The sequence below is a fragment of the Moritella viscosa genome, assembly GCF_900120065.1.
Classification (GTDB): Bacteria; Pseudomonadota; Gammaproteobacteria; order Enterobacterales; family Moritellaceae; genus Moritella; species Moritella viscosa.
In genome coordinates, this window is the sequence record NZ_FPLG01000036.1 from 1 (window position 1) to 4,193 (window position 4,193).

2 protein-coding genes are annotated in these 4,193 nt (G+C 38.0%); both read left to right on the forward strand.

The features are described from left to right. Window positions 1-2,147, forward strand: a 2,147-nt coding sequence (locus BT797_RS05450) for a TonB-dependent hemoglobin/transferrin/lactoferrin family receptor (RefSeq protein ID WP_211705442.1), incomplete at its 5' end; no start/stop codon positions are given. Between the two features lie 518 nt (window positions 2,148-2,665). Then, entirely contained in the window at window positions 2,666-3,910 is a 1,245-nt protein-coding gene (locus BT797_RS05455) for an SGNH/GDSL hydrolase family protein (RefSeq protein ID WP_075471289.1), read from the forward strand. Window positions 3,911-4,193 lie beyond the last annotated feature (283 nt).

The window sequence follows — 4,193 nt, forward strand, 5'->3', positions numbered from 1 at the left end:
AAATTGCTCGCCGCGCTACATTGGCATTATCAATGCCTGCACTGGCTGATATCAGCAGCAAAGATAATATGGTTGATGCAACAACAGTTGTATCAGCGACAAGAACGGAGCAATTGCTAACTGATGTTGCTGCTTCGGTTAGTGTTATTTCTGCAGATGATATCGAAGAAAATCTAGTGAAAGATGTCGGTGAATTATTTGACTATACACCGGGTGTAACAGTAGAAAGTGACCCGCGTTATGGTATTCAAAGTGTGAATATCCGAGGTATGGAAGGTAACCGAATTAAAATTGTTGTTGATGGCGTTTCACAAGCAAATCGTTTTGATTCCGGGCAGTCTTTTATCCAATCTAGTCGTTTAGAAATTGACCCTGATATGATTAAATCAGTTGAAATTGTTAAAGGCGCTGCATCTAGCTTATACGGTAGTGATGCGATTGGTGGGATTGTGGCGTTTGAAACTAAGGATCCGAGAGATTTTCTTGATGCTGGTGATACTAGTGGCGGTCATGTTAAATTTGGCTATAGCTCAGCAGATAGCAGCTTTTCCCAATCTGTAGCATTAGCTAATCGTACTGGCGATCTAGAGTCGATGGTGGCTTATACTCACAGAGCTGGCAGTGAAGAGAAAAACTTCGGTAAAGTTGATCCGCAAGAAACAGAAAAAAATAATGTTTTAGCTAAATTACAATATCAGTTAAACGAAAATAATCGCATTGAATTTACAGGTGAGCAGATCGTTTCTGATACTGATACTGATTTGCCTATTTATTCTACTCATTATTCTGGTAGTTGGGACGCTGCTTCGGAAGATAAAAGCGAACGTCAACGTCTCGGTGCTAAATATATTTTGACTGCAAATAATGCTTTGTTTGACGTTATGGCATTGCAATTTGACTGGCAGAAAAGTAAGCAGACAGCACAAACTATGCTTTCTAAAGCAGCTGGTGATAGTCAGTTGAAAGATTATTTTTACGCCGAGCAAGGTTACGAAGCGAGCGCTCAATTTGAGAAATCATTCACACTCGCTGGAATGGAGCATAATTTAGTGTACGGCCTGTCTTATGCCAGTCGTGATATTGAAAATACCAATTTAACTCATTATGTCAAAGCAAATGGTGATACAGGTACTAAGCTTTATTATTACATGCCAGAGGCCGAGGATAGCAAGTGGGGTGCTTATTTACAGGACCAGATCTTACTACTTGATGGTGCACTGGTATTAACCCCTGGTATCCGCTTCGATAGGTTTAGTACTAAACCAGATAATACTAACCCAGCTGGAAAACATAGCGAGGTAGTCGGCTATGAACCTAATGATTATAAAAATTATTCAGACTCTGCTGTAACCGGTAAGCTAGGGGCGTTATATAGTATAACTGATGCTACCAAGGTATTCGCACAAGTAAGCCAAGGTTTTAGAGCTCCGGATTTCCAAGAGTTATTTTACTCATGGTCTAACAGTGCTCGTGGTTACAAGAGCCAACCAAATTCAGAACTAGAGGCAGAAACAAGTATCTCTTATGAAACGGGGATTCGTGGTAATTTTAATGCTGGTAACTACGAGTTTGCTGTATTTTATAGTGATTATGATAACTTTATTGATACGGTGGTTGATTATAGCGATCTTGCATATACTGGCGGTATAACAACGTATGAAAACCGAGATAAAGCCATCGTCAAAGGTGCTGAAATTGCGACTAACCTTTGGTTAGATAGCTTAATTGGTGCATTTGATGGTACAAGCTTACACTTAGCTGCGGCTTACACTGAAGGTGAAGATCAAGACGGTAAAGCGTTAAATAGTGTCGCGCCTTGGAACATGGTCGTTGGCCTTAACTATGATAGCCCAAGTGCAAACTGGGGTACGTCATTGAAAACTGTTTATACCGCGAAGAAAGATGAAAGTGATATAAATTCAACTAAAACAGGTACCGAAAATCAGATTGAAAACCCAAGTTCAACAGTGGTTGATTTAACTGCATACTACAAGCCAATGGAAGACTTAACATTACGCGCTGGTGTTTATAACCTAACAAATGAGCAGTACTGGGCATGGAGTGATGTGCGTGGTTTAACGACACAAGATAATGATCAGTCTCAAGCTGAACGTAACTACGGTGTGACTGTTAAATATGCGTTTTAATTAAGTTTGATGATATAATTATTTGTTTTAATAACCCTAAAAATCCGCTTGCAGTTGCAGCGGATTTTTTATATCTGTAATTTTCGAGCTCGCTATTTTCGAATTGAGGATTTTGGCTGTGTGTATAAAAATAGATAATATATTTGTTTGATTATTGAACAATGTCGACTTGGTATACATAATCTATAATTATTTTGGTGGTTTTATTTTCTATTTAGTTACGAGCGAAAAGTTCAAATTTTATGTGGAATTGTTATGTTTTCAAATTTTGGACTGAATAGTATGCTAAATAAAAGCATATTAAATCAGTTGCTTACTTTCCAATCTCACGTTAGCTAAATGCGCTAACTTTATAACATGAACAGATCTGATGATAGTTGATATTACTTGAATTAGCCTCCCAAATAAGATTAATTATATAGTAGTGCGTTGACTTTATAGAGCATTTATTCAAAATATATCTCTAATGAGAATTATTCTCATTGTTTTTTGATGGTTTAATCAATAAGAGGTAAGCGATGAAGAAATTAACTATTCTACTCAGTGCGATACTGTCTTTCACTGCTGCGGCAAGTGAAACCACTATGATTCCTGAGCCTATTATGGCTGCACAAGCTAGTAGCATTCAGGATGAAAATACATATACCTATGTACGCTGTTGGTACCGTACCAGCAATTCACATGATGATGCTGCAACGGATTGGGAGTGGGCGGTAAATGCTGATGGTGATTACTTAAAGATTGATGGATATTGGTGGTCCTCTACTTCTTTTAAAAATATGTTCTATACGAATACGCCACAGAACGTAATAAAGAAGAGTTGTGCTGATACTTTAGGGGTCGATCATGACAACGCTGATATTACCTACTTTGCAGCAAATAATCGTTTTTCATATAATCACTCGATTTGGACAAATGATGTCGTAATGCAGCCAAATAAGATCAATAAAGTTGTCGCATTTGGTGATAGCTTGTCTGATACTGCAAATATGTTTAACGCATCGCAATGGCGTTTTCCTAACCCTAACTCTTGGTTCCTAGGCCATTTTTCGAACGGTTTTGTGTGGACCGAATATGTTGCGAATGCAAAAAATATACCACTCTATAACTGGTCTCTTGGTGGCGCCGCTGGTACCAACCAATATGTAGCTTTAACAGGTATCTATAAGCAAATTACGTCTTATCTTACGTATATGAAAATGGCAAATCACTATAATCCTGAAAATATTCTTTTTACGTTAGAATTTGGTCTAAATGACTTTATGAACTACAACCGAAAAGTGGGTGATGTAAAAGCTGACTATAGTAGTGCATTGGTTCGTTTGATAGATTCAGGTGCTAAGAATTTGTTATTGATGACGCTGCCAGATGCGACAAAAGCGCCACAGTTTAAATATTCGACTAAAGAAGAAGTCGCAAAAGTACGCGCTAAAATCGTAGCACTTAATGCCTTCATTAAAGAGCAGGCGGCGTACTATCTTGTTCAAGGTTACAATGTCAAACTATATGATGCGTACGCATTATTTGAAGGGTTGACAGAAAGTCCAGAGCAACACGGCTTTACTAACGCGAGTGATGCGTGTTTAGATATTAACCGTAGTTCTGCTATTGATTATATGCTTAGTCATAGCTTAACCAACGACTGTGCGAGTGACGGTTCTGACAAATATGTATTTTGGGGTGTAACCCATCCTACAACTGCTACACATAAGTATATTGCGGATAAAATATTAGATAGCGGCTTAGAAATGTTTAATTTTTAGTTTAGATCTAGTTAGCTTTAATGTTTCAGTAATCTACTTAGCTTTAGAAGCAAAGACTAAGTAGAATTCCTGTTTTTAAAGAGGGGGTGGGGGTTGTTACCCCCTCTATTATTGGGAGTTTGATTAAATTTAAATCGAAGGGCATGCAAAGTGTTCATGCGAAATAAGCAAGCTTGCATGTTTAATCTAACTACTGCATAATCTCTCCATCGAAACAACAGACGGTCTGGCTAACAATATTTAGCGAGATAAGTCGAAAGTTAATGGCGGTTGTAGCTCAGTT